The sequence below is a fragment of the Streptococcus tangpeifui genome, assembly GCF_011038795.1.
Classification (GTDB): Bacteria; Bacillota; Bacilli; order Lactobacillales; family Streptococcaceae; genus Streptococcus; species Streptococcus tangpeifui.
The window spans coordinates 93,559-120,238 of the sequence record NZ_JAAKDU010000005.1 but is presented as its reverse complement, the minus strand read 5'-3'; the positions used below and the strand labels follow the sequence as shown (position 1 = coordinate 120,238).

Below are 26,680 nucleotides of genomic sequence, written 5' to 3'. Positions count from 1 at the left end.
TGAAAACGGTTATAAAAAGTTGTAAAAGACAGTAAGGTTATATGAGCTTCTCATTTCACCCTAGATTTAAGGATTATTCTTATAAGTGGAAGTGATTCAATCTTTTTTGAATGCTTTTATTGTTATTTTGAACGCATATATGATATAATCAGTGCACGAAAAAGCCCAAGTTCGAGTTGTACGTTAGGCCTAATGGAAGAAACGAATTTCTAGATTTTTTAGAAGGATTGCCGCAAAAAGATAAGAATAAGTTACTAACGATTATTGATCAAATTCAATCTTATGCTTATGGTTTACTTATCTCTCAAAAAATGGAGTGGGTCAAACGATTAGATAGTGAAATTTTTGAAATACGCTCAAAAGTTTCTAGTAATATTCAACGCGCCTTATACTTTCACGTCGTAGGCGACCGTTATATAATTACACATGGTTTCACTAAGAAAACTCAAAAGACTCCAAAAAGTGAGATCCAACATGCTAAGCAACTCAAAATAGAATTTGAAGAAAGGGAGAAAAAGAAAAATGACAACCGTGAAATTTGATGATTTTTTAGCAGAACAACTCAAAGACGAAAAGTTCCAAAAAAAATATTTACAAGAAAAAAAGAGGATGGATAACGCCGTAGCTCTTATGCTTGCAAGGGAAGCACAAGGATATAGCCAGCGAGAACTGGCAGAACTGGCCCATGTGCCACAATCAACAATAGCACGGATAGAACGCGGAGCAAACACCAGCATTGATACATTATCAAAAATTGCATTAGCATTAGGAAAGGAATTAACTATCAATTACTCATAGAAACAAAAAAGACCATGACGGTCTTTTTTTGTCTGTCACGCATAGGGAAGAGAAAAGCCCTAGACTAATACTCTTTAAAAATCAAAATAAATCATCGCTGACTTCACCTTGCCGTACTTCAGTACTGTCTACGATTTCTCGTCTTGTCCTATTTTTATTTTATTTAAACCAAATCGCTCTGAAAATATCGCAAAGACTGAAAGTCCATGCAATTAAAAAGCCAACCCTCACTAACATAGAGGATTGGCTCAAATTTTAAATCGAACTTTTTAATGATTAAGGCTCAGGAATAGCTAATCCACCGAGAGCACCTAGAGCGCCTCCTGCTTGTCCTCCTATAATACCACCAACGACTGTTCCAATACGCTTATCAACACCCCAAGCATCTGCAATGATCGCTCCTCCACCTCAAGACTAACTAGCGTCAATGAATAAGATTTTTCCAAACATCAAAAAACACCCCTGTATCTAGGAGATTAACAGAAGTGCTTTTTATATCTGATATTAATTAAAATAAATAATTTAAGGCACCAGTAACGGCTCCTCCAACAAAACCAGAGACGCCTCCAATAGCGGCTCCGCCGACAGCTCCGACACCATTTCCTGCACCAGGTACAATACTTCCACTAATACCACCAGCAACACCGCCTGAGACAGCTCCTCCTACGCCTCCGATAAGAGCTCCCTCACCAGTTGCTTCTAGGAAATCACCAAAGTCACCACCTTCTACGGCGGCTAAGTCAACCAATCCTACTGTTTCAAAATCATTAAATGCAAATGTGTTCATAAGAAATTCTCCTTTTATTTTTTGTTAAGCACTTTTACTTAACGAGATTTAGCTTAACATAATTAGTTTCAGATGAAAATACAGTTGAGTTTGATTTAATGAAATTTCAAACTAACCATTACAAGCTTAAAAAAGTTCTTTATTTTTCATTTTCATTTATTCCAGATAACAAAAGTTACTTTCTCACCTATCCTGATACCCTTGTCAACCGATCTCATAGAAACTAGACGGAACATCAGCTGAAGCTCTCACGTGCTTAAAAATAGTTTGCAATGCCCCTTAAAATCACTGTTATCTTATAAAGTATTTCTAGTGAAAATCCTCAGTAGTTTAATAAATACCCCAAAAATACCTCAAGTATTAGACTTTCCGCCCAATTTTTAAGATACCGTTCATAAGTTCCACCTTCCTTAGCATGAGTAGAAGCCTCTTACCTAAGGAACTTCTCAGTCAAATCCTGTCGGGTCTCTATTACAGCCTTTTTCCAAAGATAGCATGCAAGTCTGAGACTTTTATGAGCTTTCTCGAGCCCTTATCACTAAAATTTCTCAAGCGAATATTGTTGTGTCGTGCTTATAAAAAAACATCTGAGTACTGAGACGATGAAATCTCCCACACTCAGATGGTTCATAAAATCCAGGACTTACCAAACTTAATAACATTGATTGGCTAACCTAAAATCAGCTATGTTTACTCGAGAGACTTTTGAAGTAAGTGATAATTTTTTTCCTGAGAAGTTGACCTTTTCAACTCATCGACAAGTGGTCGATTTGAAAGAAGCTTAAGTAGATCCTTCATAACCTGCAGATGGCTTTCATTATCCACAGCAGCCAGAAAAATAATCAGGCTAATCTGACCCAAAGCTGTCTCAAGTGGCTTTGGCAACGTAGCTAAACCTACCCCTATAGCATTAACACCATTAGGATAAGCATGGGGCAATAAGACTCCCGGAGCGATTAAAAAATTTTGCAAGTTTCGATCCAGATTTTCTAAAACCTGATTAATGTAACTCACTTCGATAATATTTTTTTCCGCTAATGGCTGAGCCACTCTCTCAACCGCCTCATGCAAATTGGATACATTTTCAAGAACAAGAACGAACTCCTGTTTTAAGACGTCATTTAAACCTAGTTTTTCAGAAAGAAGCTTGCTATCTCCTAGCTGAGGAGAAAGATATTGAAACAATTCCTGTCGCAAAGATGTTTTGTTGTGAACGATCGCATATTTTTCGATAATCGCCATCAAATCATCTACACTCGGTAGCCTAAAATAAGAATTTCCTACAGTCTCATAAACCCGCTTGACCAGACGATACTCTTCATCGGCAGTCATGACAGGGTTAACAATGAAAACAGGCTTATGCATGTGATAAATCGAAGCATTACTGGCCGTAGAAAAAATAATATCAAAATCACCATCAGCCACGGTCATCATTGTCTCCATGTCCATCGGTCCCAGCAAACCCATTTCAGTAAATAAATGGTCTAATTTTTCAAACAGGATGGCCGAACTGCCCACACCATTCGTACAGACAACCAGCGCTCTGATTGAACGATGATGAGTCTTTCGCTGATTCTTCGTCAAGATGGAAGCAAAGTGCATCGTCAAAAAGGCCAATTCTTCATCTGGGACCACAAACATTTTTAAACCGTCTGTCTCTTGCAAGGCTCTTTCAACGAGATAAAAAATACTAGGATATTCTGACTTTACCTTATCAACCAATATATTGTTGATGGGCAGATGAAACAGTAAACGATAATAAGTTGGCCTTAAATGGCTATAGATTTGCCCTACGATATCGGACCATTCCATAAAATGAATCCCAGATAAGATCTGAAAATGAGTGACCATTGCCTCTGTCAGTTCTAAAATTTTCGCCCTATCTGGTGAATTAAAATGAATATCGCCTACTGATTCCCCCAAAACCAAAGCGGATAAAAAGGAACTTTCTTTAGGACTTTTTACATCTAGACTTTTTAGTAAGGCTTGAACAAAATGATACTCTTCAAAATCTGAGAGCGCAATCTCTGAAAAATCGGTTCCTTGATAGAATCCCCCTCTTAAACGATTTAAAATTAAAACAATAAAATAGGCTAGCTCAACCATCCGGCTTTCTACTAGACGGAGATGATAGGACTGCTTCAATAAACGGATTTTTTGGACAAGAGTTTCAACGTTCTCAGTCTTAAATCTTGACATGTAGACATCGTAGATAATACTATTATCTTCTTCAATATCTTTTGTTAACCATTCAAAAAGCAGATTTCTCAACACTAATTCATCCCCCAAGAGATGGTAGCCTTTATCCCTAGAATAGGCTAGAGTGATACCCTTGACCTTTAAACACTTTTCCAAATTTTTCAAATCAGCCAGAGCAGTTGTCTTGCTAACCCGTAAGTCATCCACAATATCTGCTAAGGAAATATAGTCCAAATCAACGGCAACTAGCATCAAATAAAGAAACTTCTGCCTCTCTCCATTATTCATTATATAATTCTTCATTTGAGAGGTAGTGAGCAGCTGCGACAGGAAATCCAACTGCTTATCGGTGAGTTCGAGCTCCCGTCCCAGATAAGAAATCGGTGAAATCTGATTTTCTCGAAAGAGTTCATTTAATCGATCTAGTACGTACGTAATTTGCCGATGCGACAGGTCTAAATAATTTTCTAAGACAGCTAGGCTACTTCGTCTCTCCCTGATAAAAAAATTAGCCAGATCTCTTAACCGCTTATCAAGCATACTTTCCCTCCAACCTTTGATGCAAGACAATGATTAGTACTAGTTAGTATAATCACTCTAACATACTGACACATTATTTCAAAATCAAAAACTATCGCCCGAAGTGGTGGGACGATAGTTTGTTTATCATTCACCGCTGACAGCTCTTGCCTTCCTTCCCAGAAGAAAACTAGCCATGATAACAAGTAGTACAAAAGCAATAATACTGGCTACCAAGACTACAGAACCGGCTTGACCCAACGTACCTAAAATCCATCCTGGAATTAAGTAGTCCGTATCAGCAAAGGTTGAAGCCGCCAATTTTAAAGAGCCTAGAAGCGGCAAAATAGTTAGGGGCAACCAGCTGAGTAAGAGACTATTGACTGCCGAACCTAAGACAGCTCCTCGCCGGCCTCCTGTAGCATTCCCATAGATACCCGCTGCTGCTCCACAGAAGAAGTGCCCGACAACCCCCGGAATGATCACTGTCGTATGAAGAGCAATCATGACAAACATCGATAGGGTACCAACGATAAAGCTAACGAAAAAGCCAATCAGCACAGCATTTGGAGCATACGAGAAAATAATCGGAACATCCAAAGCTGGCTTAGAATCAGGAACCCACTTTTTAGCGATTCCTTGAAAGGCTGGAACAATTTCAGCCAAAACCATCCGAACACCTTGAAGAACAACGACAAAGCCAGCTGTAAAAGTTCCGGCTTGAACAAGAGCAAAGACGATAGCACTGGTTCCGTCACTTAATTTATTTTCCACGTAACCAAGTCCTGTAAAGAAGGTCAATGCAAGGTAAACTAAGCTCATCAAAATCATAATAGAAACTGTCGAGTCCCTCAAAAAACCAAATGATGATGGAACATTTAAATCTTCTGTTGACTTTGTTTCATCGCCAAAAAATTTTCCAATCCAGCCAGAGGCCGCATAGCCAATATTACCAGTGTGACCCATTGCGACCTTATCATTACCAGTTATTTTTCTCATAAAGGGCTGACAAAGAGCAGGGGTAATCGTTAAAAGCGTCCCTTCAAAAATGCCTCCTAAAATAATCATCAGAGGACTGGCCTTCATGCCGGAGCTAATCAGAATGACAGCTGTAATACAGGAAACATACATCATTGCTTGACCCGTCAGATATATTTAAACCTTGTAAAACGAGCTAATAATATATTGACGATCATCCCTACCAGCATAATCAAAGCAGTCTGGCTACCATAGTCTTTTAAGGCGATAGCAACAACAGCTTCATTACTCGGAACGACCCCTTGAGCATGAAGAGCAACTTGAAACATCTTCGCAAAAGGCTCCAATGCCGATTGAAGAATGCCTGCTCCGCCTGTCAAAACAAGGAAACCGACAGCTGTTTTAATCGTTCCCGAAACAATATCAGAAATCTTCTTCTTTTGCAAAACCAAACCAATTAAAGCAATCAAGGCAACTAAAATAGCCGGCTGCGTTACGATTGAAACAAATAGATTGAGAATTCCTGCCATATTACCATCTCCCATCTAAGTATGTGAAATATTATTCTTATCTAAGAGCTCTTTGACTTTCTGAGTGATTTCGTCAGCATCAATAATGGAATCCAGAGGGATTATTTTTTCATCTGGTAGATTATTTAAAGCTGGCACTAAAGTCTTTTCTGCAAAGAAATAATCTGCCATATCTCCGCTGATACTGCCGGAATCAGCATGATCAACCTGGAAATCACTCTTATCAACCCCAGCTGCTTCTAAAGCTGCTTCAATATTCATTTGAACCATAAAACTGGTTCCTAAACCACTTTGACATACGGCATAAATTTTCATGATCCTTCCTCCATCTTTATAATAGTAATAAATTCTTGGCTAGTCTTGGCTTCTTTTAACTGCTTCAAAGTTTGCTTATTGGATAAAAGTTTCGTTAAAGAGGACAAAGCTTCTAAGTGATTGTTATTATCATTAGCCGCTAAACAAAAAAGTAAATCTACTTTTTGCTGTTCATCATTCAATAAAAACACCGGCTCTTGCAATTTTAAAACTGACATTCCAAAATCCTTGACACCTTCCTCCGGCCGGGCATGTGGGAGAGCCACTCCCTGCCCTAAATTAATAAAAGGACCAAACTCTTTTACCTTATTGATCATTGCCTCAATGTAAACTTCGTCAATTTTACCTTGATCAAGCAGCGGCTGGGCAGACAAGCTTATTGCATCTTCCCAAGATATTTTTCTATCAGAAAAGCGTACACAATCCTGAGTTAAGAATCGCGATATCATACGAGCCTCCTTCCTTATTTCCTTGTTACCATCATTATAAGCAAGAAATGTAAGCGTTTCAATGTTTTTTGGGTACAACTTCTGTCACGGCCGCTAACAAAAAGTGCACTAAAAAAGCCGCTAAGTTGCCTAGCGACTTTATAACTTTTATTTGGCATAATCAATGGCACGCAGTTCACGGATAACTGTTACCTTGATATTGCCGGGGTAATCCAAATTATCTTCAATTTTTTTACGAACTTTGTGAGCCAAAATAGTTACCTGATCATCAGAAATTTTCTGAGGCTGAACCATAATACGAATCTCACGTCCTGCCTGCAGAGCAAAACTATTTTGAACCCCCTCGAATCCGGACGCAATATCTTCTAGATCGCGCAAACGCTTAATATAGTTCTCAATAGATTCATTCCGAGCTCCTGGACGCGCTGAACTGAGCGCGTCAGCTGCAGCAACCAGAACAGCAATGACGCTCTCTGGCTCTACATCACCATGGTGGCTGGCAATCGTATTAACCACCACAGGGTGCTCCCTGTATTTACGCGCAAATTCTGTTCCAATTTCGACGTGACTGCCTTCAATATCCCGATCAAGCGCCTTCCCCATATCATGGAGAAAACCTGCCCTACGAGCCAATGCAACATTTTCACCGACTTCACCAGCTAAAATACCAGCCAGCTTACCAACCTCGACCGAATGGCGCAGAACATTTTGTCCATAAGATGTTCGGTACTGTAAGCGTCCCATAATTTTAATCAAGTCAGGATGCAAATTAGGAGCACCAATCTCATAAGCAGCCGCTTCACCAGCCTCACGGATACGATTGTCAATCTCCTGCCGGTTCTTTTCAACCAATTCCTCTATACGAGCTGGATGAATGCGTCCATCCTGAATCAAGGCCTCCAGAGTCATACGAGCAATCTCGCGGCGGATAGGATCAAAACCAGAAAGAACAACAACTTCTGGGGTATCATCAATAATAATATCAATACCAGTTAGACTTTCCAGAGTCCGAATATTACGACCTTCGCGTCCAATAATCCGCCCTTTCATACTGTCATCTGGCAGATGAACTGTCGTAATGGTCTGCTCAGTGACATAATCACCAGCCAAGCGTTGCATGGCCTGAGCTAATAAGTTTTTAGCCCTTTTATCCACTGTCCGCTTGACCTCATCATCAGCATCTTTAATCCGACTGGCAATATCCTGACTCAGATCATTTTCAGTCTCCGTCAAAATGACATCACGCGCCTCAGCAATGGTCATATTGGCAACTCGTTGCAACTCAGCCTGCTTTTCTTCTTCTAATTGTGCGATCTTAGCTTCTCGCTCATCAATGTGTTTAGATTTATCAGAAAGACTTTGTTCTTTACTATCAAGTGTTTTTTCCTTGCTTGATAAATTTTCATCTTTACGATCAAGACTTGAAGCACGCTCAGTCAAACGAGTCTCCATTTGCTTCAACTCTTGTTTTTCAGACTTAAATTCTTTATCAACTTCTTCACGATATTTTCTGGCGTCTTCCTTAGCCTCAAGAAGTAGCTCCTTGCGTTCAGCCTTCATATCCAATTCTGCTGTTTTTTTAATATGAACAGCGTCATCTTGAGCTTTTTCACGGATCGTAACAGCTTCTTGCTCGGCATTTAAAAGCGCTAGTTCTGCAGCTTCACGGTCAGCTTTTGTCTTAGCAACCATGGCTCCATAACCAATACCTAAACCAATGAGGATAGCAACAATCGCTAAAATAATATCTAGCATGTTTCACCTCAAATCTAATACCTTTTTTACCAAAAGGCTAACTTTAAGTCTAGCATATTTTAAAGAATATCTCAATTATATTTCTTACATAACAAACTCCCAACACCAGTATTTTACAAACCTCGATGCCCATTTCCCGTTTATTTCCAACATTTATGGTATGATAAGTCTAGTAATGCTCAAAGGAAATCAGACTAGGCGATGAGTCGCAGACCAGAGGCCGGGGCAGACAAGCCCTTTGGGGATAGGATAAATCTAGCTTATGACACTGAGATGCGGCAAGGCACAGTCAACGATATATCGCTTTGATTTTCAAAGAGCATAAAAACTTTTAAAAGCGAGGTAAACTCATGCCAAAAGATGTTGTTGTAGAAAGTTTTGAACTGGATCATACTATAGTAAAAGCACCTTATGTTCGCTTAATCTCTGAAGAACAAGGGCCTACTGGAGACACGATCACCAACTTTGATCTTCGTTTAGTTCAGCCTAACGAAAATGCTATTGATACGGCAGGTTTGCATACTATTGAACACCTACTAGCCAAACTGATTCGCCAGCGCGTCGATGGTCTCATTGACTGCTCTCCTTTTGGTTGTCGTACAGGTTTTCACATGATTTTCTGGGGCAAGCAAAATCCGACAGAAATCGCTAAAGCCGTTAAATCCAGTCTGGAAGAAATCGCCACTAGCATTACCTGGGATGATGTCCCGGGAACAACTATTGAATCCTGTGGAAATTATAAAGATCACAGCCTGCATTCAGCTAAAGAATGGGCCAAGCTTATCCTTTCCCAAGGAATTTCCGATAATGCTTTTGAGCGCCACACCGTTTAAACAGTTGTAAAGTCTTGTTCTGAATACTTTCTAGTCCTAGCGAATAGCTTAAACCCAGCAGATTTTTTAGCTTTAATCGTATAAAAACAAGAGTCTGAGACAAAAAGAGTTCAGGTCAAAGAAAAAACAGAGATTCACTTTTGATGTGAGTCTCTGTTTTTGTTGTGAGCCATTTTCTTATTGTATTTGAGGAGGTTATTGACCATGAGAACCAATCCCATGTCAATTGTTACTTGGCATTTCCCTCTTGGGTTACAGCGTTTGTCCCCCAAACAAGCCTTTATCTGCCCACTACATCAACTTTGCCTTGTGCGGAGATGGGATGAAATGCTCCAGTGAACTTTGGCAGTCTGGAGATAGACTGCCAAACGCTCGCCACCTTAAAGAACAACAGAGGTTAAAGCCTAAATAAAAATGGAGAGCAAGGAAAATCAAAATCGTATTTATATCACGATTTACCGATTGAGTCCCACTCTCTTTTAAAAACTTAAAAATCAAGATTATCTGAATTGCCGGAAGCATTTCCAACAAAGTAACCCGTTTGAGCATTTATAGAAAAGAGATAGGTGCCGTCTGACTTATACATATTATAGTAACCATGACCATTGACAATATTAACCGGCTCCAAAATATAGTCATTACCTGAGAAATAACCACGTGACTGTGACGTTGAGACAACTTTTTCCAAGATACCATCACCAAAAATCCAAGCGGCATTATTGACATCCTTAACTGCATCTGCATTATAAGGAACTCGGCTCCGATCTCGTTGAAGAATGGAAGGGTCATAGCTGGTAATGCCAGACTGACGGATATTCCCACCAGAAGGAATAGAAGCATTATTGGATGAGCCAGTATTGGTATTTTGACCACCATTATCAGCAGGAGCAGAACCAGACTGACTAGATGAACTGGAAGCAGGAGTTTGACTAGCTTTTTGCTGCTCCTTCCCCTTTTTAATAGCTTCTTGAATCAATTTATCAAGTGTGCTATTACCAGTTTTAAGAGTATCATCAGTCAGGCTATCAAAATCCGCATCCTTCTTGGCCTTAGCATCGGCAGCCAACTTTCCATCAACAATCATATCTTTGTCAAAAAGTTTATTGACAGTTTTGATCGCTGTAATCTGCTTATTCAGACTGCTATAATCTGACTTGGCATCTTTATAATAAGTCGTACCATCAAGTTTTTTCAGAGTCTTATTGAGATTAACCAGCTGGCTGAACTGACTATTTTTCAACTGGGTCTGTTTATCATCAATAAAGAAGGACTTATAGGACTTTTGAAAAGCTTTGTAATCTGTTTTGCCAGCATCTTTACCTTTAGTACTAGCTCCAGAAGATACCGTTGTCGTTGACTGCTTATTCCAATAATTCAAGCCAAAACCAGTCCCGACAATGACCACTAAAATGGCCACTAGGCCAGCTACAATTCCTGCTTTTTTCTTTTTAGAGGGTTCTTCTTCTGGTAAGAAATCCTCATCCTCATCTGACTTTTCTTCTGGTTCAACCAGATAGTCTTCATCATTGATAGACTGGTCATCCTCAGCAGTCTTATCTGCTGATTTCACCCCTTCTTTGGCAGGGGCAAAGACACGGGTTTCATCTAGGAATTCTGGGTCCTTCTGGTCGGCAGCTATTGTTTCAGAAGCCTGATTTTGCGCTTGACTTTCCGGCTCTTCCTTAGATAATAAACCTTGATTGGCCAGTTCCTCTCTCTGCTTTTGAATAAAACTATCCAAAGATGACGTATCAATATTTTCAAAGTCAGACGTCTGTGCCTCATACTTTTCAGCAACCACTTGATCACGGTGCTGCTTAATATATTTATCGAGAACACCATCATCATCAGTGACGCCGGCTTCAATTTCTTTGTGTTTTTGAAGAGCTTCTTGAACTGTCATATCCTTGGCTTCTTCAAAATCCAGCTTCCCATTCTCATTTTCCTTAGCCATAAAAGTCCTCTCTACATTTCTGATCGCTTAACCCGCTGACCAAAATATTGATACAAATCAACCCGCAAGGTTCCGTTATAGAGCTTGCGTTTCTTATCAGCGGCTGTCCCATACTTTTGTTCAAAATTTTCATCACTGGTCAAAATAAACTTGCTCCAAGTCCTAAGTGAAGCAAAGGTCTGACCCATTTCATTATACAGAATGTCAACCGCTTTGTCATCAAGCAATCGCTCCCCATAAGGAGGATTAGAAATAATAACGCCGTTGATTTTATCTGTTTTCAAGTCTTGCAAGCGCATTTGTTTCAATTTGATAACATCTGCAAGTCCTGCTTCTAAGGCATTATTTTTAGCAACTTCAATCATGCGGGCATCAATATCTGTCCCCATAATATCCAACTCTATATCATAGTTGGCTTTGCCGTCTGCTTCATCACGGACAGCCTCAACTAGCTCTTTATCAACCCAGGGCCAAGCTTCAAAGGCAAAATCCCGATTAAAGCCTGGTGCAATGTTCATACCGATCATGGCCGCTTCAATACAGAAGGTCCCCGAACCGCAAGTCGGATCGATAAAAGGTTTATCAGGATACCAGTTGGACAGCATAATGATAGCAGCTGCCATATTTTCTTTGATAGGAGCTCCGCCCTTATCAGTTCGGTAGCCCCGTTTAAAAAGACTTTCTCCTGTTGTATCAATCATGACCATGGCCTGATCCTTATGAATCGATACCTCTATCCTAAATTCAGCCCCAATTTCTTGCAGGGGAACCCCTTCAGGACGATGGAAATAGCTCTGCAATTTTTTAACAATGGCTTTTTTAGTAATAGCCTGAACACTAGGCTCATTATGGAGCTTGGAACGGACACATTTGGCCTTAGCTACTGGAAACTTAGCTCCCAAAGGCAGGTAGTTTTCCCAATCCAAGGCAAAGACCCCTTGAAAAAGTTCTTCAAAGGTCCGAGCCGGAAATTCCCCCACGACAATCTTAATGCGGTCTGCTGCCCGCAGCCAGAGGTTCGTTTCCGCGATTGTACGGATATCTCCTTGAAAACGCACCCGGCCATTTTCAACCTGGCGCTCAATTCCCAAATCTTTAATTTCACGGCCAACTACTGCTTCGAGTCCTGCTGCCGCTGTTGCTATTAAATTAAATGTTTGCTTCATATTTGTCCTATTTTTATACAATAAAAGCTAGCCTGAGCTAGCTCCTAAACCTATTATGCAATTTTCTATAAGCCATGTTTTGTTCCAGAGACACTAGGTGCTGTCTCCTTCGATAATCATCTGTCTACCGCTTACGCAGTCAAGATGGTCCGTTCGGATTCCAGCCATCTCGTGCCCCGACCAAAATTTGGGTTGCTAGCTTGAGGGGTTTACCGCGTTCCACTCCTTAAGTTTCCTCAAGGACTCCGTCACTGTGGCACTTTCAGGACTGGGAACATATCCAAGAACTTAGCTCCGTCGTCCGCCGTCATGTCAAATAGACATGCCTAGGCTTATTGTTTCACCTAGCACAAACACTACTGGCATCACAGCCAGTGCTAGCATGGACTTTCCTCATATCAACTAAAAAGTGACATGCGATTATCCAAAAATTGCACACTGTCTTCTAGTCCATCAATTGTTTCCCGAAAACTTCCTTTTCAAGGCGGCTAACGCGCTTCAAAAGATCAATATTACTAGCTTGTGCCGAGGCCACACTAGCCGTGCGAAGACCATCACTGCCGTACGATGGGGTCACACTAGCAGGCTGAGCCGCAGCTTTTTTAGCATCAGCTTTTAACTTTTCATTTTCCTTGCGCAAAGCTGCAATTTGAGCCGCATAAGTCTCATAGTCCTTGATGACATCATCTAAAAATTCATCAACTTCATTCTTGTCATAGCCGCGCATACTGGTTTTAAAATCTTGTTCATAAATGTCCTTAGGACTAAAAATAATACTTGCCATTCTTTTCTCCATACCTATCTGTCATTTTTGTCAGAGCTAACAGCCCTAGCAAATAGTAATTATACAGACAAAACTATCAAAAATCAAGTCTTTACCACTCATCCTCTTCCAAAATTTCATTTAAATTTTCGAAAGTTAAGAAGTCTACAAAATAATGATTATTTGAGGTCATTTGCTTGATAAAATATTTCAAGTTCGTTTCAGCTTCAGAATCATAAAAAACATAGGCGCCATCAGTATTATCAATCAAAAATTGATTGTAAATTCTAAATTGGCTAGGATTTTGATAGCTCTCATAGGAATATTTCACAAAATCAGCCTGCTTAAAACGAGCCAGCTTTTCTTGATTGCTTTCCTTCCAATTTTGACCATGCGTTTGAAAAGGAAAAATCACTGCCGTTTGAAACTGATATTCTGACTTTAGCTCTTCAGCAACTTCAAAAGTCCAGAATTCAAAACCCAGATTTCCTGTAAAAATGAGCCAGTCCAAGCCTTGATCACAATAGTGTAAAATGGCCCGTTTGATAGCTTTTTTGATAATCCCAATTTTAGGGTCATCATCTTTAAAAATTCCCAGTTCAAAATTACGGTAACCCGTTACAAGAATTGAGGTCATAGACTGTATTCCTTCAAATTTTTATGGTATAATGGGAAGGCTTATGGAAATAAGTCTGTTTCAGTTAGGAGAATTATGGTTAACTATCCACATAACCTTGTTCGTAAGCCATTTCCAAAAGTAAGGCAGCAAAAGAAAAAAACTGATTTTGCCAATCGGGGAATGTCTTTCGAAGCAGCTATCAACCAGACCAATGAATACTATTTGGCCCATCAGATGGCTGTCATTCACAAGAAACCGACCCCTGTTCAGATTGTCAAGGTTGATTATCCCAGACGGAGTCGGGCAAAAATAGTAGAAGCCTACTTTCGTCAAGCCTCCACAACAGATTATTCTGGTGTTTATAAGGGGCATTATATTGACTTTGAGGCTAAGGAGACCCGCCAAAAAACAGCCATGCCCATGAAAAATTTTCATGCCCATCAGGTTGAACACATGGAACAGGTGCTCAAGCAGGATGGCATTTGCTTTGTCCTACTGCATTTTTCTAGCTTGAAAGAAACTTATCTCCTACCAGCGAGGGCTCTGATAGATTTTTATCAGATTGACAATGGCAGCAAGTCCATGCCCCTTCATTATATCAGAAAAAAGGGTATCATAATCAAGGAAAGTGCCTTTCCTCAGGTACCTTATTTAGACATTATCGACTACCATTTTTTGAACGGAAGTAAAGACTTATGAAAAATTTTAATTTTAAATTTCCAGATTTGAAGGGCATTGGGAATAATTTATCCGACCGAATCAAATCAATTGGAAAAAGTGAAGGCGAACATGGACGCAAATTAACACCTAAGCAGAAGTCTTGGAAATTCTTTAAGTACTTTCTAGGCATTATCGCCTCCCTAGCAATCGTTGGGATCATTGCAGGCGGCTTGCTTTTCGCTTATTATGCCAGCAGTGCGCCTAGTCTGTCCGAAAGACAGCTGGTTGCTACTAACTCAAGTATTCTCTACGACAAAAATGGCAGTGAAATCGCTGACTTAGGAGCAGAAAAGCGGATCAGTGCTAAAACCGATTCAATTCCTGTTAATCTGGTTAATGCTATTACAGCTATTGAGGACCATCGCTTCTATAAACACCGTGGGATTGATATCTATCGGATTATCGGTGCGGCCTGGCACAATATGACCCGTACCAGCACCCAAGGGGGATCTACGCTTGACCAGCAATTAATCAAACTGGCCTACTTCTCCACTAATAATTCCGATAAGACTCTTAAACGGAAGGCTCAAGAGGCCTGGCTGTCAATCCAGATGGAAAAGAAGTACAGCAAAGAAGAAATCATGACCTTCTACGTCAATAAAGTTTATATGGGGAATGGTTATTACGGAATGCAAACCGCAGCCAAAGGCTACTATGGCAAGAGTCTCACTGACTTATCCATTCCTCAGCTGGCTCTCCTTGCAGGGCTGCCAAATGCTCCAACTCTCTATGACCCTTACACCAATCCTGAACAGTCCAAGAAACGGCGGGATACTGTCCTTTCTGAAATGTATAAGGTGGGCAGCATCGATAAGAAGACTTACGATTCTGCTATCGCCACTGATGTTGGAGATGGGTTGATTCCACAGACCGAAAAATCAAGCTATGATGCCTACCTCGATAATTATATCAAGGAAGTTGTCAATCAAGTTTCGGCCAAGACCCATGCAGATGTCTACAGCGCAGGACTTAAAGTTTATACGAATGTTGACCCGACTGCTCAACAACGTCTTTACGATATTGTCAACTCCGATGATTATGTGGCTTACCCTGATGACCAAATGCAGATAGCGACAACCGTCATTGATGTGACTAATGGTAATGTTGTGGCTCAAATCGGTGCTCGGCACCAAGATGCAGCTGTTTCGATGGGGTCTAACCAAGCTGTCCTAACCGACCGTGACTGGGGTTCAACCATGAAACCAATCACGGATTATGCGCCAGCCATCGAAAATGGTGTGTACAACTCAACTGGTGCAAGTGTTTCCGATAGTCCTTACAATTTCCCTGGAACATCGACACCAGTTTACGACTGGGATAGAAAATATATGGGAACCATGTCTATCCAAACCGCTATCCAGCAATCTCGTAATATTCCGGCAGTTAAGTCTCTCTATTCAGTCGGTCTAGATAAAGCCCAAGCCTTCTTGAGCGGATTGGGGATTAATTATCCTGAATTGCAATACTCCAATGCTATCTCAAGTAATACTAGCAGCGCTGACCAAAAATATGGAGCCAGCTCTGAAAAAATGGCTGCTGCTTATGCTGCTTTTGCCAACGGTGGTACTTACTATGAACCTCTCTATATCAATAAAATTGAGTTTAGTAATGGTAAGGACCAAACCTTCTCATCGAACGGATCACAGGCTATGTCACCTGAAACAGCCTACATGATGGTCGATATGATGAAGACTGTTCTACAAGCTGGTACAGGTACCAAAGCTGCTGTGCCTGGTGCTATTAATGCCGGTAAAACCGGTACTTCCAACTACTCCGATGATGAGTTGGCACAAGTCGAAGCTAATACCGGCCTCTACAATGCTTCTGTGGGAACCATGGCTCCTGACGAATCCTTCGTTGGGATCACCCCAATGTACTCCATGGCTGTTTGGACTGGTTATAAGAGTCGCTTCACGCCTGTCTATGGTACAGGTCTTGATGTCGCAGCAGAAGTTTATCAAGCTATGAGTTCCTTCCTCTTCCAAACTTATGGCAGTGGTTCTACAGATTGGACGATGCCTGATGGGGTCTATCGTAGCGGTGGTTATGTTGCCAAGAGTGGTTACAGTAATAACTATAGTTACAGCACGTCATCATCATCCTATAGCTACAGCAGCAGTTCTGATACTCAGACGCAAAGTTCCAGCAGCAGTTCTGATGATAATAGTAGCTCATCAAGCAGTCAAACCAATCAAAATAATGACGACAGCGAAGATAACGATAGTGAATAGCTAAAAGGGTCTTGAGTTTACGCTCAAGGCTCTTTTAAACATCTGAAAAATCCTAGAAGCATTTTCTTCTAGGATTTATGTATATTTCTAAAAAGCTAAAATTTATCTGCTAGCCAAAGCTCCCATTGGATCCCAAGGTGCCAAAACTGTTGGTTCTGCTTGATAGGCTGCCAGTTCTTCTTGAGTTAGAAACTCTTTACGGACAACAATTTGGTAAGTATATTCGTCCATCCAGCTATCAGTTGCAACGAAATAACCATCCTTACCGACCTTTTCTCCCCAAGAATTTTCGACCTTCCATTTAAGGGGACGACCCTCGGTATCCAAATCAACACCAGTTAGAACCATGGCGTGAGTCATCAGGCTTTCGCTGTAATCCAAACGGCCAGCTTTATCTTGCTTAAAGTCAATATCAAGGGCTGTCGCAAAATCATACAGATTAGTGGCCATAACGCCAGATTGACGGTTGCTGGATTGACCCACATCTGAACCAAACCAAACCGTTTCACCAGCCTTCATTTGAGCAATAGCCAGTTCCTTAAAACGTTTCATATCTAGATTGAGGTAGCGAACTTGGCGACTGCCGACTACATTTCCTAAAAGCTCAACTGTATAAGACTTACCATAGGGCTTATCCGCTGTCGGAGCATTGATGATAGATACATAATCATCCAGCTTGAGACCTACATACTTTTGGTAAAATTCCTGCGGTGTGATATCACTATCCTTATGGTAATTGTCATCCTTATCGCGATAGGCAAAATCAAACCGACGCGGTGGCAGACCAAGATTAACAGCTAAGAAATTAAAGATTTCTTGCAAGAGCTCCTCCTTCTTAGCTTGGACAGAGCTGTCATCAGCACCAGCAGCAATTAATTCCCGCAAGATTTGAGCATCTTGACGGAGCAACTTATTAAGATATTGATTAAGTTCCCGACTATTGCTAGATGAAATAGATTCTGGATAAACTGATTTGGGTACAATTCCGTACTTTTCAAAGAGAGCCACGACCATGTCCCATTGCCCCCCATCTTGTTGTGGAACATCAAGCAAGAATTTAACCTTGCGGCTACCTAACTCTTGGTCAGCTGTCGCAATAATTTGCTCTAAGAACCAGTTAGATTTTTCATACTTATCCCAGAAGAAGGTATGAGCTTGAGAGAGCTCAAAATTCTCCAACTTAAAGTCTGCAATTAATTTATGACGGAAGGTATTGAGAGCCGCAAACATCCAGCAACGACCGGATTGTTTTTGATTGGCAACCTCATCCTTGGTTAAATCAATGGAGTAGGCAAAATCATTATTTTGACTAGCCTTGCGATTTTCTAAAGACTTAAGCAGTCCAGCATGAGTCACAGCATTTTCAACAGCTCTCAGCTTAGGGTTGGCCTGGTAGTCTGCATATAGTTTGTCAGTAAAACGTGTTTCAATTTTCGACATAGTGCACTTCCTTCTAATTTTTTTCATTTCCCATCTATTATAATACATGCCAAAGAATATGCAAACTCTTGCAAAGAATCAAAGGCAAAAAGTCTCATTAACCATCAATATCATCCCAGTCTTTTCTGCTAGCTCAGGTTATTTCAAAATTAAGCTTAAACATGATATAATGGCAAAGTAAAAATTTTAAGGAGAATTTAGAACAATGATGAATATGCAAAATATGATGAAGCAAGCGCAGAAACTACAAAAGCAGATGGAACAAAAACAAGGCGAGTTGGCTGCTCAAGAATTTATCGGCAAGTCCGCTCAGGATTTAGTTGTTGCAACTTTTACAGGCGATAAAAAATTAGTCTCTATTGACTTTCAGGAAGCTGTCGTTGATCCGGAGGATCTTGAAACCTTATCTGACATGACTGCTCAAGCTGTTAATGATGCCCTTGCTCAAATTGATGAAGCAACTAAAAAATCGATGGGAGCTTTTGCCGGTAAATTGCCGTTTTAATAAATGGAGGCTAGTAGCCTTATCTGCCACCAGCCTAGCTGGTGGTTTTCTTGTTTTTCTCTCTGAGAAAAACTGGCTGGAGCCATAATAAAAAATCGTTTGGAGTTTCCAAGCGATTTTTTTACTATATACGATTTTATTGAGTAATATAGGCCTCCATATTAAAAATCTTAGTGAGGATATAAAAAGCAAGCCCATTGAATAAGGCTAAAATTCCTACAATTATCAACATTAGTTCAAGGCCAATTAGCATCACACCTGTACTTTGTGAAATCATTAGAGTCACCAAGGGAAGTATCAATAACATGGAAACAGACTGGGCCGATTTACTCGTTTTGAGATATTGAGATGCCCCTAAGACCAAGAAGCTCGACAGCATAACAAGTAATGGAGAAACTAACAATCCACTGATCAACCAAGTTATATTGGGAAAGAGCAAGTGGTGAAATAGGGAATAGCCCATGACATCTACGATGACACCATAAACTACCATAGCCAGCCAAGTGACCAAAACAGCTGGAATCATAGAGGCTAACATTTTCCCAACCAGTAAACTTTGAGGACTAATCGGTGTACTAAGCAAACCTTCTAAGGTCTTATGCTCCTTTTCTCCGATAAAGCTAAAACTAGCTATTAAATTTGAGAAAATAATTGGTAACATCATAAAGAGGGGAAGCATAAAAAATATCAAAAGAGCATAAAGCGGAGCTAAGTCATTGTCAATACCCTTAGGAAGGATTGTAGCTGGCAGGTTATCCACAAAGCTATCCATCCCATTGATAGAATCAAACAGCAACTCATTGTTACCGAGCTTTATGAGTAAAACTGGTAAAATTAGACTAAAGAGCAAGGGAATAAAAATGAAAAGCCCTAGAATACTCTTGTCTGAGAAAAAATCCTGCAAATCCTTGCGGATAATCACTGCAATCTGCTTCTTATTCATCTTTTGAGTCTCCTATTACTTCTAAGTAAAGACTGGTTAAGCTAAGAGCCTCACGCTCTATATGGTAGATATCACAGTCCAGAGCCACTAAATTCGCCACTAACTGAGGAATGGTTTGACGCTGGATACCAGTTATCCTTAAGCTAGTATCTCCCAGATCAATCCTTCCATAATTTTGAGCAGTCTTTACAGCTAATGTTAAGGGAGCTACTTCCAAACATAGGGGCTGAGCATCATAACGACTGCTTAGCAACCTCTCCAAATCACCAGCTAATAAAATCTTTCCTTCTGACATAATAGCCACATCGTCCACAATTAGTTCTAAACCGTGTAGTTGATGCGTACACATCAGTACCGTCGTTCCACGACTGGCAACGAGTTCCTTTAAATAGCTGAGGAAACTCTCAACCATCTGTGGGTCTAAGCCTGTAGTTGGCTCATCTAAAATCAAGAGCTTTGGTTGATGTAAAATTGCTCTAGCTAGGGCCGCCTTTTGACGATTTCCTTTACTGAGTTTACCAACTGCTTCATTGAGATAAGCTACTAAATCTAAACGTTCCACCACTTCACTGATCGCTTGTTCTATATCAGAAGCATCAAGGCCATAAAGCTGACCCCAGATTCCTAGGTTTTCTTTGACAGATAGCTGCTCGTAGAGGTTGCCATCATTTTGAACCCCAATTTGCTTTAATAAATCAGCACGATTCCTTGTTGTCAGCGTTTCGCCAAACAGTTCAACCGTTCCACTATCTGCTTTTAGCAACCCTAAGATTGTCCGTATCAAGGTTGTCTTACCCGTCCCATTAGGACCTAAGAGGGCAAGAATGCGACCAGCCTCTATTTTCAGGTCAACACCCTTGAGTACCGACTTATGCTTGAAATTTTTGGTTACTTGTTGACAGCTTAAAATAGGTTCTACCATTAGTCTACCTCCTTAGCCAATTCTAAGCAAAATGATTTTTGCTGGCAATGAGGGCAAGTGAATTTTCGGGTTCTAGGTGTATGGGATGCTAGGATAAAAGCCTTTAGAGAAACATTAAAGATCTGATGGCAATTAGGACATAAATAAACAACACGTCGATGATACTGGTACATCATCCTTATTACAACAAGAAAAATGACCGGTAAAGCAAGTAAAATAGTCCATTCATAATCGGTAGCATCAATGAAACTCGCATAGATAAAGACAATTACTATCACCAGCACCAGACTGCCCCATAATTGCCATTGCAATTGACGCCACAGTTTTTGATTTTTCATGGTTAGCGAAATGCCTGAGAGAGCTTTAATTGACTGGTGATTTTGTTTTTTAAGTCTGTCAAGCAGGTTGACAGCAGTGTCAAGTTTGCCCTGCTTATCAGCAATTTCAGTTTTTAGGTCTGCAATCCGCTCTTTTAGCAGGAGTTGCAAAACCGACATTTCTCTGTCTTCTGATAAAACCGTCTTGATGTCTTCAATCGAAAAATCCATATCACGCAGAAAACAAATGAGTTTAAGCTGCTCAGCATCAGATGCTGTATAGATTCGTCGGCCACCCTCAGTCAACTGCGACGGGGTTAAAATCTCCCTCTGGTCGTAGTATTGCACCGTTCGTACTGACACACCAACGAGCTTGGCTAGCTCACCAGTTGAATACGTCTTAGTCACTTATTACCTCCCTACCAAGAACAAGGAAAACCATTGTTCACCCCCTGTTCTCCTATATCCTAGCAAATGACGCTGCGTTACATGCAAGCCAAAACATCACTTTTTTGACAATTTTTGCTATTAATCAAATAAATCCCCCAAAGCTGCAAACGGATTGTCACCATGCGCTTCTTCCTGCTGATTAAGGTAATCTTTGTTACTGTCCAGTTCTAAAAAGGCTTCGTAAACACGCGCCGTCATTCGAGCATCCTCTAAGCTATCATGCCCACGCCCCTTGATTCCTAAAAAGTCAGCTACACTTGTTAATTTAAGGTTGACGATACCGTTTAAATCAGTCGAACGGCGCTCATAAGCTTCATCAAAGATGTCTAGCTTATATTGTGTAGCTAAACCAAGACCATTTTCAGCTAAAATCGGGAGATCAGACTTGTGAGCATTGTAGCCAATAAGTGGTGTGTCCCCAATAAAGGACTTGAAAGCATCCAGTACCTGATCAATCTTTGGGGCTTGTGAAATTTTATCCGCTGTAATTCCTGTCAAGCCATTAATAAAACTCTGCAAGGGGACAGACGAATAGACATAGCTATCGAACTGTGCCGCTTCTTCATGCTTGTCAAACTTAACAGCTGAAATTTGGATAATATGACTGACTCCCTCAACTGTATTAAATTCTAGATCAAAAGCAATATAAGTATCTAATTTTTCCATGGTATATCCTTTCCAATCAAAAAGGGAGTGGGAGCAACCCAAAAATTGAAAATTTTGGGCTGCATTCCCACCCCCGCACACCTCAAAAGGTCCGGGAGATCTTTTGAGGTCGGAAATAAAATTAAGAAGGTTCATCACGTTCGTTTAGGTTTTCCGCTTTGGCCTTGGCCAGCAATGGAGTCTGGGACAAAAGTCTAGACTTGTTAACATTGTTCTAGATTGACCAGATTGACGCAGTGGTTAATTGGCAGTCCTCAGTCCCATTGTCAGGCAACCCCCTAAACAGTCCACTGGACTGTTTAACTATCACGCAAGTGAGAGCAGCCAGCCTAATCAACTGTGCAGGGTAAGACTGCTTGGCATAGTCAACAAGTCTTGCTCCCAGCCAATGCGCTAAGAGTTTATTCCAAAACAGGGAGACTGGACGAGTTCTTACCCAGCCTCCTCTGTATTTTCAATTACTTACCGCCGAACATCCGTGCAAAAAAGCCTTTCTTCTGTGCACGAGCCTGCTGAATTTGAATCTCTTCAACCTGAGTACGAGCTTCATCTAATTCTAATTTAAGATTTTCACTGTCCTGCATAGCCGTCAAAGTCAGCTGTTGCTGCTGATCCAACTGTTTATCTTTTTCTGCAATCTGCACATCCTTGATATTGAGCTGCTCATTCATGGAAGAAAGCTGAACATCTTTAGCCTTAAGTTGGTTATAGAGACGCTCAATCTCCGCATTCTTCTCATCCACCAGAATTTCCATCAGTTCCCGCTGCTTAGTTTCCTCACTGACCGGCTCGTCCTCAAAAATCGTTTTCTTATAAATTTCTTCCAGCTTTATAAGGCCATCACGATTGACAACCGTCACACCCTTTTCATTTTTTCCAACAAATTCTTCTGGTAATGATTTTACTCGATTATTGACCGCTTGGCGACTGACACCAAGAATTTCAGCTAATTCACTGACTGTTTTTTCAATAGCCATAAAGTCCTCTTTTTTATCCGAAATTTCTTCTAAAATAGTATCATAATAGGCTTTGACTGTCAATTTCAACAAAGATTCAAAAGAACGTCTCTGCCCTAAGGTTGTCATTAACGAAGCTAGGCATCCGTAAATCCAACCAACTTATCCATTAATAGCCCTAGATAATCCGGTTAAAGAAAGCCTAGTCAAATCTGAGTCAATTTTTACATTGATTCCTAGCCTACCTCTCCTACCCTTATGCTATAATAAAGTCATGACAAAAGCTGAATTTGATACTATCATCATCGGTGGTGGTCCTGCAGGCATGATGGCGGCTATTGCTTCTTGCTCTTACGGATTCTCTACTCTCCTCATTGAAAAAAATAAACGCTTAGGAAAAAAATTAGCGGGGACTGGCGGCGGTCGTTGCAATGTCACCAACAGCGGCAGCCTGGATGATCTCATGGCTGGCATCCCCGGCAATGGCCGTTTTCTCTATAGTGTCCTATCCCAGTTTGATAACCATGATATCATCAATTTTTTCGAAGATAATGGGGTTCCTCTAAAGGAAGAAGATCATGGCCGCATGTTTCCAACAACTGATAAATCCCGTACCATCATCCAAGCCTTAGAAAATAAAATTAGGGAACTGAGCGGTCAGATTTTAACCCAAACAGAAGTGGTGTCAGTTAAAAAACAAGGTAGGATTTTTGTCCTAAAATCTGCTGAACGGACCTTTACTTGCCAAAAGTTGATTGTCACAACAGGAGGCAAGTCTTATCCCTCAACTGGTTCAACTGGGTTTGGTTATGACATTGCCCGTCACTTCAAGATAACAGTCACTCCTTTAGAAGCTGCGGAGAGTCCTCTGCTAACCGACTTTCCTCATAAAGCCCTGCAAGGCATTTCTCTGGATGATGTGACTTTAACTTACGGCAAGCATAAAATCACCCATGACCTGCTCTTTACCCATTTTGGCCTATCTGGGCCTGCCGCTCAAAGACTGTCCAGCTTCGTTTCAGGTGGCGAAGTTACTTATCTTGACCTCTTGCCCAAGCTAACAGCTGATGACCTGGCAGCCTTTCTCGAACAAGAGCGAGAAAAAACCATTAGAAATGCCTTAAAGACCTTACTGCCAGAACGTTTGGCTGACTTTCTCACCCAACATTTCCCTGAAAGAGTCAAACAGCTGACCCCTCAAGAAAAAACTGAGCTTATCAGAAAAGTCAAGTCTCTGCCTATTAAAATTACTGGTAAGATGTCTCTAGCTAAATCCTTTGTGACTAAAGGTGGAGTCGACCTCAAGGAAATCAACCCCAAAACTCTTGAAAGCAAAACAGTTTTGGGCTTGCACTTTGCTGGTGAAGTCTTGGATATCAATGCCCATACCGGTGGCTTTAATATCACTGCTGCCCTTTGCACCGGCTGGGTAGCTGGTAGCCCTCACTATTAGAGGACAATAATACCGTCCTCCCAAGCCAATATAAAGTTAAGTTTTCTAATAGTTTTTCTTAAGTATGTTTTTAGTGACTTTGGTTATAATTATCTCACAATTCTTCTTATTCAAACCCTTTGCAGCCCTAGCGGCTGCTTTTTTCTTATCTATTTTTGGTACAAGCCTTATCTCAAGCATTCTGCTTATTTAAGATTTAAAAAGAGTGACTCAACCAGCCACTCTTTTTCTATAAAATTTCTTTTAATTGATCGATATCTTCCTGAGTCGTGGACCAGCTTGTTGCTAGACGAATCACGGTATGATTATCATCATATTTCTCCCAAGAACTGTAGGCCAACTTTTCCCCTAATGCTTCTAGCTGACCATTTTCAACAATAACAAATTGTTGATTAGTCGGCGATTCATAAAAGAAAGAATAGCCCTTATCTTTTAAAATTCCCTTGAGCTGTTCAGCCAAACGAAGAGCTCCTTTACCAATTTCTTCATAGAGATTATCCGTAAAGAATTGATCAAACTGGATCCCCAAGATCCGCCCCTTAGCCAAGAGAGCACCGTGTTGTTTGACCATGGTATTAAAGCGCTTGGGCATATTCCCATGTGTAAAGACGACTGCCTCACCTATTAGAGCCCCCATCTTGGTTCCACCGATATAGAAGACATCTGTCAACTCAGCAATCGTCGGCAAATCAAGATCTGTCTCCTTCGCTGCTAAACCATACCCCAGTCTAGCCCCATCTAAAAATAAAGGAATGGCATAAGAACGGCAGACTTGAGCAAGCTCCGCCAACTCTGTCTTGCTATAGAGGGCACCGTATTCGGTCGGATGAGAAATATAGACCATGCCAGGATAAACCATATGTTCATGATTATCATCAGCATAAAAATCCTCCAGACATGCTTTAACATCCCCAGCAGTTAGCTTTCCATTTTCGTGCGGCAAGGTTGATACCTTGTGACCGGTATATTCAATCGCCCCAGCTTCATGAGCAGCAATGTGCCCTGTTTCTGCTGCTAAGACACCTTCATAAGACGCCAGCATGGTATCAATGACCACCTGATTGGTCTGAGTTCCGCCTGTCAAAAAGAAAACCTGGGCGTTGGGAGCCTGACAGGCCTCTTTGATTTTCTGACTTGCCCCCTCAGTATAGGAATCAAGGCCGTATCCTGCTAGATTTTCAGTATTGGTCTTGGTCAAGGCCTCCAAAAGCTTGGGATGGACTCCTTCATTATAGTCGTTTTCAAAATGTAACATAAATTTCCTTTCCATACCATACAGCTCGACACTAAGAATCAACTGAGAGTGGGACTCAATCAGTAAATCGTGATAAAATCACGACTTTGATTTTCCTCGCTCTCCATTTTAAGGCTCAGGCCTCTGCCACTTTCTTGTTTTTAAGTGGCAGGCTTCAGACTGCCAAAGTCCACTGGAGCATTTTGACACTTGCTTTGCAAGCTTTATTTCCCGATTAAAAAGCTCTGCCAGAGCTTTTTAACCCACCTCCGCACAGTTGGATATTGGTTTCTCAAACAGCCTCCCAGACTGTTTAAGGGGGCGCTTAAAAACTAAGAAGCTCCAGTTACAGAAAAATCCAATCAGCAGTGGTTCATTGGTACTAAAGTATCTCATGAACTGTGCAGGGTTAAGACTTCTTGGTCTAACCAATAGTCTTACTCCCAACTACTGTGTCAATCTAGAACAAGGCTAACGAATCTGGACTTTTTCCCAGACTCATTTAAGAGCTTAACTATCAGAAAAATCGTAGAGTTGTGGGTAGTTATGACATTCTGGATTCTTAGGATGGCAGATTTCACGTCCAAAAAGAATCATGGCCTGATGAGCTGGCAGCCACTCCTCTCTCGGAAGAACTTCCATCACCCGTTTTTCTACTTCCAGAGGACTGGCAGACTTTTTCACAATATCATGGTGTTTACAAATCCGCTCCACATGAGTATCAACTGCAAAAGCTGGAATACCAAAACCAACGCTCATAACCACATTAGCCGTCTTACGACCGACACCTGCCAAGCTCTCCAACTCTTTTCTCGTTTGCGGAACCTGACCAGCGAAGTCTTCGACTAATTGCTGGGCACATTTTTTCAAATACTTGGCTTTGTTACGATAGAGTCCTAAGCGAGAAATACATTGGGCTAAATCAGCTTCGCTGGCTTCTGCCATAGTCTCAGGAGTTGGATAAGCCTCAAAGAGGGCCGGTGTCACCGTGTTAACTGCAGCATCCGTTGTTTGGGCGGACAGCATGACTGCTACTAACAATTCAAAATGATTGGCAAAATTTAAACTGGGTTTGGCATCAGGGTAAAGAGCAATAATCGCCTCAATTACCTTTCTGGCACGTTTATTTGATAAAACCATAAGAGCCTCACTTTCTTGTCCCTATTTTACCACAGCTT

The 26,680-nt window shown here is 41.0% G+C and carries 24 protein-coding genes, 1 other RNA gene and 1 pseudogene; 7 read left to right on the top strand and 19 right to left on the bottom strand.

The annotated features are described in order from the left end of the window. The first annotated feature begins 176 nt into the window (after nucleotides 1-176). On the top strand, nucleotides 177-542 hold the full coding sequence (locus G7Y32_RS06190; RefSeq protein WP_165212085.1) for a type II toxin-antitoxin system RelE/ParE family toxin: 366 nt from the start codon (nucleotides 177-179) through the stop codon (nucleotides 540-542). Then, nucleotides 523-798, top strand: a complete 276-nt coding sequence (locus tag G7Y32_RS06185; RefSeq protein ID WP_004226907.1) for a helix-turn-helix domain-containing protein — start codon at nucleotides 523-525, stop codon at nucleotides 796-798. The genes G7Y32_RS06190 and G7Y32_RS06185 overlap by 20 nt, the downstream gene beginning before the upstream one ends. Nucleotides 799-1,306: 508 nt before the next feature. Here the strand turns inward: G7Y32_RS06185 and G7Y32_RS06180 are convergent. The 6 genes and pseudogenes from G7Y32_RS06180 to G7Y32_RS06155 form a co-directional block, all read right to left on the bottom strand. Continuing rightward, on the bottom strand, nucleotides 1,307-1,585 hold the full coding sequence (locus G7Y32_RS06180) for a hypothetical protein (protein WP_165212082.1): 279 nt from the start codon (nucleotides 1,583-1,585) through the stop codon (nucleotides 1,307-1,309). A 690-nt stretch (nucleotides 1,586-2,275) separates the two neighbouring features. Further along, a complete protein-coding gene (locus G7Y32_RS06175; protein ID WP_165212079.1) occupies nucleotides 2,276-4,324 on the bottom strand; it encodes a BglG family transcription antiterminator in 2,049 nt (682 codons plus the stop codon). A gap of 126 nt (nucleotides 4,325-4,450) precedes the next feature. Continuing rightward, nucleotides 4,451-5,811: pseudogene (gene ulaA, locus G7Y32_RS06170) on the bottom strand (PTS ascorbate transporter subunit IIC). 15 nt (nucleotides 5,812-5,826) lie between these two features. Then, nucleotides 5,827-6,126, bottom strand: coding sequence for a PTS sugar transporter subunit IIB (locus G7Y32_RS06165; protein ID WP_165212076.1), 300 nt, complete (start codon nucleotides 6,124-6,126; stop codon nucleotides 5,827-5,829). Next, on the bottom strand, nucleotides 6,123-6,575 hold the full coding sequence (locus G7Y32_RS06160; protein WP_165212073.1) for a PTS sugar transporter subunit IIA: 453 nt from the start codon (nucleotides 6,573-6,575) through the stop codon (nucleotides 6,123-6,125). The genes G7Y32_RS06165 and G7Y32_RS06160 overlap by 4 nt, the downstream gene beginning before the upstream one ends. A 147-nt stretch (nucleotides 6,576-6,722) precedes the next feature. Then, nucleotides 6,723-8,330, bottom strand: coding sequence for a ribonuclease Y (locus tag G7Y32_RS06155; protein ID WP_004226250.1), 1,608 nt, complete (start codon nucleotides 8,328-8,330; stop codon nucleotides 6,723-6,725). Between the two features lie 350 nt (nucleotides 8,331-8,680). Between G7Y32_RS06155 and G7Y32_RS06150 the strand changes: the two genes are divergently transcribed. Further along, nucleotides 8,681-9,163: an S-ribosylhomocysteine lyase gene (locus G7Y32_RS06150; protein WP_165212070.1), complete on the top strand. Its 483-nt coding sequence runs from the start codon at nucleotides 8,681-8,683 to the stop codon at nucleotides 9,161-9,163. A gap of 487 nt (nucleotides 9,164-9,650) precedes the next feature. On the opposite strand, the gene G7Y32_RS06145 is transcribed toward G7Y32_RS06150, so the two are convergent. The 5 genes from G7Y32_RS06145 to G7Y32_RS06125 all read right to left on the bottom strand — a co-directional run bounded on the left by G7Y32_RS06145 (nucleotide 9,651) and on the right by G7Y32_RS06125 (nucleotide 13,683). Beyond that, on the bottom strand, nucleotides 9,651-11,117 hold the full coding sequence (locus tag G7Y32_RS06145; protein ID WP_165212067.1) for a cell division site-positioning protein MapZ family protein: 1,467 nt from the start codon (nucleotides 11,115-11,117) through the stop codon (nucleotides 9,651-9,653). Between the two features lie 11 nt (nucleotides 11,118-11,128). Continuing rightward, on the bottom strand, nucleotides 11,129-12,283 hold the full coding sequence (locus G7Y32_RS06140; RefSeq protein WP_165212064.1) for a THUMP domain-containing class I SAM-dependent RNA methyltransferase: 1,155 nt from the start codon (nucleotides 12,281-12,283) through the stop codon (nucleotides 11,129-11,131). Between the two features lie 63 nt (nucleotides 12,284-12,346). After that, an RNA gene (gene rnpB, locus G7Y32_RS06135) (RNase P RNA component class B) lies at nucleotides 12,347-12,715 on the bottom strand. Between the two features lie 13 nt (nucleotides 12,716-12,728). Next, nucleotides 12,729-13,067 (bottom strand): cell division regulator GpsB, encoded by a 339-nt coding sequence (gpsB, locus tag G7Y32_RS06130; RefSeq protein ID WP_165212061.1) that lies wholly within the window; start codon nucleotides 13,065-13,067, stop codon nucleotides 12,729-12,731. A 91-nt stretch (nucleotides 13,068-13,158) separates the two neighbouring features. Next, complete coding sequence (locus G7Y32_RS06125; protein ID WP_165212058.1) at nucleotides 13,159-13,683, bottom strand: SLOG family protein; 525 nt, start codon at nucleotides 13,681-13,683, stop codon at nucleotides 13,159-13,161. Between the two features lie 75 nt (nucleotides 13,684-13,758). Between G7Y32_RS06125 and recU the strand changes: the two genes are divergently transcribed. After that, nucleotides 13,759-14,364: a Holliday junction resolvase RecU gene (gene recU, locus G7Y32_RS06120; RefSeq protein WP_004225326.1), complete on the top strand. Its 606-nt coding sequence runs from the start codon at nucleotides 13,759-13,761 to the stop codon at nucleotides 14,362-14,364. Beyond that, nucleotides 14,361-16,616 (top strand): penicillin-binding protein PBP1A, encoded by a 2,256-nt coding sequence (pbp1a, locus tag G7Y32_RS06115; protein ID WP_165212055.1) that lies wholly within the window; start codon nucleotides 14,361-14,363, stop codon nucleotides 16,614-16,616. The genes recU and pbp1a overlap by 4 nt, the downstream gene beginning before the upstream one ends. A gap of 102 nt (nucleotides 16,617-16,718) precedes the next feature. On the opposite strand, the gene pepC is transcribed toward pbp1a, so the two are convergent. Further along, on the bottom strand, nucleotides 16,719-18,056 hold the full coding sequence (gene pepC, locus G7Y32_RS06110) for an aminopeptidase C (protein WP_165212052.1): 1,338 nt from the start codon (nucleotides 18,054-18,056) through the stop codon (nucleotides 16,719-16,721). A gap of 205 nt (nucleotides 18,057-18,261) precedes the next feature. Between pepC and G7Y32_RS06105 the strand changes: the two genes are divergently transcribed. Then, on the top strand, nucleotides 18,262-18,561 hold the full coding sequence (locus G7Y32_RS06105; RefSeq protein WP_165212049.1) for a YbaB/EbfC family nucleoid-associated protein: 300 nt from the start codon (nucleotides 18,262-18,264) through the stop codon (nucleotides 18,559-18,561). A 136-nt stretch (nucleotides 18,562-18,697) separates the two neighbouring features. Here G7Y32_RS06105 and G7Y32_RS06100 read toward each other — a convergent pair whose 3' ends face one another. The 5 genes from G7Y32_RS06100 to G7Y32_RS06080 form a co-directional block, all read right to left on the bottom strand. Continuing rightward, a complete protein-coding gene (locus G7Y32_RS06100) occupies nucleotides 18,698-19,504 on the bottom strand; it encodes an ABC transporter permease subunit (protein WP_165212047.1) in 807 nt (268 codons plus the stop codon). Next, entirely contained in the window at nucleotides 19,497-20,426 is a 930-nt protein-coding gene (locus G7Y32_RS06095) for an ABC transporter ATP-binding protein (RefSeq protein WP_165212044.1), read from the bottom strand. Before G7Y32_RS06095 ends, G7Y32_RS06100 begins: the two co-directional genes overlap by 8 nt. Further along, the gene (locus G7Y32_RS06090) at nucleotides 20,426-21,151 is read right to left on the bottom strand and encodes a MerR family transcriptional regulator (RefSeq protein ID WP_165212041.1); all 726 of its coding nucleotides are present in this window, start codon (nucleotides 21,149-21,151) and stop codon (nucleotides 20,426-20,428) included. The genes G7Y32_RS06095 and G7Y32_RS06090 overlap by 1 nt, the downstream gene beginning before the upstream one ends. 120 nt (nucleotides 21,152-21,271) lie before the next feature. Then, the gene (locus G7Y32_RS06085) at nucleotides 21,272-21,859 is read right to left on the bottom strand and encodes a 3'-5' exonuclease (RefSeq protein WP_004226538.1); all 588 of its coding nucleotides are present in this window, start codon (nucleotides 21,857-21,859) and stop codon (nucleotides 21,272-21,274) included. Between the two features lie 458 nt (nucleotides 21,860-22,317). Then, complete coding sequence (locus G7Y32_RS06080; RefSeq protein ID WP_165212121.1) at nucleotides 22,318-22,836, bottom strand: DUF536 domain-containing protein; 519 nt, start codon at nucleotides 22,834-22,836, stop codon at nucleotides 22,318-22,320. A 253-nt stretch (nucleotides 22,837-23,089) separates the two neighbouring features. On the opposite strand from G7Y32_RS06080, the gene aao reads away from it, so the two are divergent. Further along, nucleotides 23,090-24,268 (top strand): aminoacetone oxidase, encoded by a 1,179-nt coding sequence (aao, locus tag G7Y32_RS06075; RefSeq protein WP_165212038.1) that lies wholly within the window; start codon nucleotides 23,090-23,092, stop codon nucleotides 24,266-24,268. A gap of 229 nt (nucleotides 24,269-24,497) precedes the next feature. On the opposite strand, the gene G7Y32_RS06070 is transcribed toward aao, so the two are convergent. Next, a complete protein-coding gene (locus G7Y32_RS06070; RefSeq protein ID WP_165212035.1) occupies nucleotides 24,498-25,523 on the bottom strand; it encodes a threonine aldolase family protein in 1,026 nt (341 codons plus the stop codon). A 489-nt stretch (nucleotides 25,524-26,012) separates the two neighbouring features. Beyond that, nucleotides 26,013-26,642: an endonuclease III gene (gene nth / locus G7Y32_RS06065; RefSeq protein ID WP_165212032.1), complete on the bottom strand. Its 630-nt coding sequence runs from the start codon at nucleotides 26,640-26,642 to the stop codon at nucleotides 26,013-26,015. Nucleotides 26,643-26,680: the final 38 nt, after the last annotated feature.